This window comes from Bradyrhizobium sp. STM 3809 (assembly GCF_000239795.1).
Classification (GTDB): domain Bacteria; phylum Pseudomonadota; class Alphaproteobacteria; order Rhizobiales; family Xanthobacteraceae; genus Bradyrhizobium.
Genome location: NZ_CAFJ01000754.1, coordinates 1 through 2,149, shown reverse-complemented (window position 1 = coordinate 2,149; position 2,149 = coordinate 1). Strand labels below are relative to the sequence as shown.

Here is a 2,149-nt window from a genome sequence, read left to right as displayed (position 1 = left end):
CATCACGCGACATGGGTCCCCGCGTTCGCGGGGACGACGATGCAGCGTGGGACAAACAGCATCGCTCCGAACTCATAGTCCGAAGGTTTCAGCCGACGACAGCCGGTCGTCGCGGTCTCCGCGCGGCTCCACGACGCGATGCTCGCCATCGTCATTGCGCGGAGCGAAGCGACGAAGCAATCCAGGCCGATCACGGGAACCCCGTCGGGCCATGGTGGGCGTGGCTTGCCGATACGCCTGCCGGCGTCCATTCTTGGAGGCCATCACGGAATGAAGAGGAACTCGCCATGGTCACGATCGGATTCATCGGTTTGGGCGTCATGGGCGAGCCGATGTGCCGCAATCTGGCGCGGAAGTCCGGCGCCACGGTGTGGGGCTTCGATCGCGCGGAGGCACCGCTGCATCGGCTCGCGGAGGTCGGCGTCATCAGGGCCGCGTCGCTCGCCGAGCTGGCGCGCGAGGCTGACGTGATCTTCATGGCGTTGCCGAGCGGCAAGCACGTGCAGGCCGTATGCGACGGCGATGACGGCCTGCTCCGCCATGTCGAGGCGCGTCACACCATCGTGGACCTCGGCACCTCGCCGGTGCAGACCACCCAGGAGCTCGCCGCGCGTTTCGCGGCCAACGGCGCCGCCTACGCCGATGCACCGATCGCCCGCACCCGCCAGGCGGCCGAGGACGGCACGCTCAGCGTGATGGTGGGAGCCGACGCAGCGACGTTCGAACGGCTGCGGCCGCTGATCGCGATGTTCGCGACCGACATCACCCATTGCGGCGGCGTGGGTGCCGGCCAGATCGTGAAGATCCTCAACAACATGGTGCTGATGCAGACCGTCGTCGCGCTCGGCGAGGCGCTGGAGACCGCCAAGCGCGCGGGCCTCGATCCCAAGCTCTTGTTCGAGACCCTCGCCAAGGGCTCCGCCGACAGCTTCGCGCTGCGCAACCACGGCATGAAAGCGATGCTGCCCGACACATATCCGGAGCGGGCGTTCTCGACCGAATATGCGCGCAAGGACATCGGCTATGCCCTCGATCTCGCCAGGTCCGTGCAGATCGATCTGCCCGGCGCGGAGCTCGCCGACCGGCGGCTCGGAGAGGCCATCGAGGCGGGCTATGGCGATCTGTATTGGCCCGTGCTGGCGCGCGTGATCGCGGCGTCACGCAAGGCATGACGTGGACGTCGGTCTTTACCTCGCTGACTACGAGGTAGCGCCAACACCATGCTTCGCAGCGACCAGGTCGCGCGTCTACGGCAGATCCTTGCTGCGAGGCAAACGAGGGCCGGCGAGCAGCGTGCAATGGAGTAAATAGTCTCCCATGCCCGAATCGTCTTCCCAGGCTGCTGTCGCTGCGACCTCCCGCCAGCCGAGCTGACTGGCATCACGCTCAAATCGCCGCGGGCTCACTTCTACGAAAGGCGCGGTCTCAATCTCGATCTTGTCGATGCTCCATTCGTAGACCAGCGCAGGCGCGCCAGGCCGGCGGCCGCAGTCCTCGAAATAGAGAAATGGATCGATCCCGATGAAGACCTTTCCCCGCAGCCAAGCGCCGGGCTGCGCGGAGTCCGGTGGCCTGCTGTACTGATACACAAGGACGCCGACGTCGATCGCCCACCAATCCTCGGTAACATGAACAACGCGCGCGACGACTTCATATATCGCATTTCCGCAATGCGCCATTGAGGCGACGATCTCGTCTCGCGGTTCGACTTGCGTCAGCGGCGGCTCCGCCCAGAATTCGAGCGCGAATGCGGCGCGGTCGCCGCGCGTGAAATCACCGTAATTGCCGTCCTGGATGATCCAGGCCGAGAGGCCGACAACGAGGTGATCCGCCATCATGATCCTGTTCGATGTTGCGATCATCTGCCAGATCGTGACGATCCAGCTATGATAGGTTCAACTTCTCTATACACGATCTCACGCCCGGATCTCGCAGACGAACTGTACCGGCACGATGTCCACCTCCGTCATTGCGAGGAGCGAAGCGACGAAGCAATCCAGGGTGACACCCGGAGCCCTGGATTGCTTCGCTGCGCTCGCAATGACGCCGGAGCTGTCGGTATGCCTGCCATAAACAAACTGCCCGTCGTGCCAGTCTGTCGCAGCATTTGACCTTGCACCGTCGGGCAAATCAGTCGCACATTTCCGCG

Annotated in this window: 2 protein-coding genes and 1 pseudogene; 1 reads left to right on the top strand and 2 read right to left on the bottom strand. The window is 64.4% G+C overall.

Annotation, left to right across the window (positions count from 1 at the left end):
* The first annotated feature begins 11 nt into the window (after positions 1–11).
* Positions 12–1,172: an NAD(P)-dependent oxidoreductase gene (locus BRAS3809_RS32345; RefSeq protein WP_283805785.1), complete on the top strand. Its 1,161-nt coding sequence runs from the start codon at positions 12–14 to the stop codon at positions 1,170–1,172.
* A 75-nt stretch (positions 1,173–1,247) separates the two neighbouring features.
* Here the strand turns inward: BRAS3809_RS32345 and BRAS3809_RS32340 are convergent, their stop codons facing one another.
* Both BRAS3809_RS32340 and BRAS3809_RS37200 read right to left on the bottom strand, forming a co-directional pair.
* A complete protein-coding gene (locus tag BRAS3809_RS32340; protein WP_035659994.1) occupies positions 1,248–1,862 on the bottom strand; it encodes a hypothetical protein in 615 nt (204 codons plus the stop codon).
* A gap of 54 nt (positions 1,863–1,916) precedes the next feature.
* A pseudogene (locus BRAS3809_RS37200) lies at positions 1,917–2,149 on the bottom strand (hypothetical protein); the annotation flags it as partial.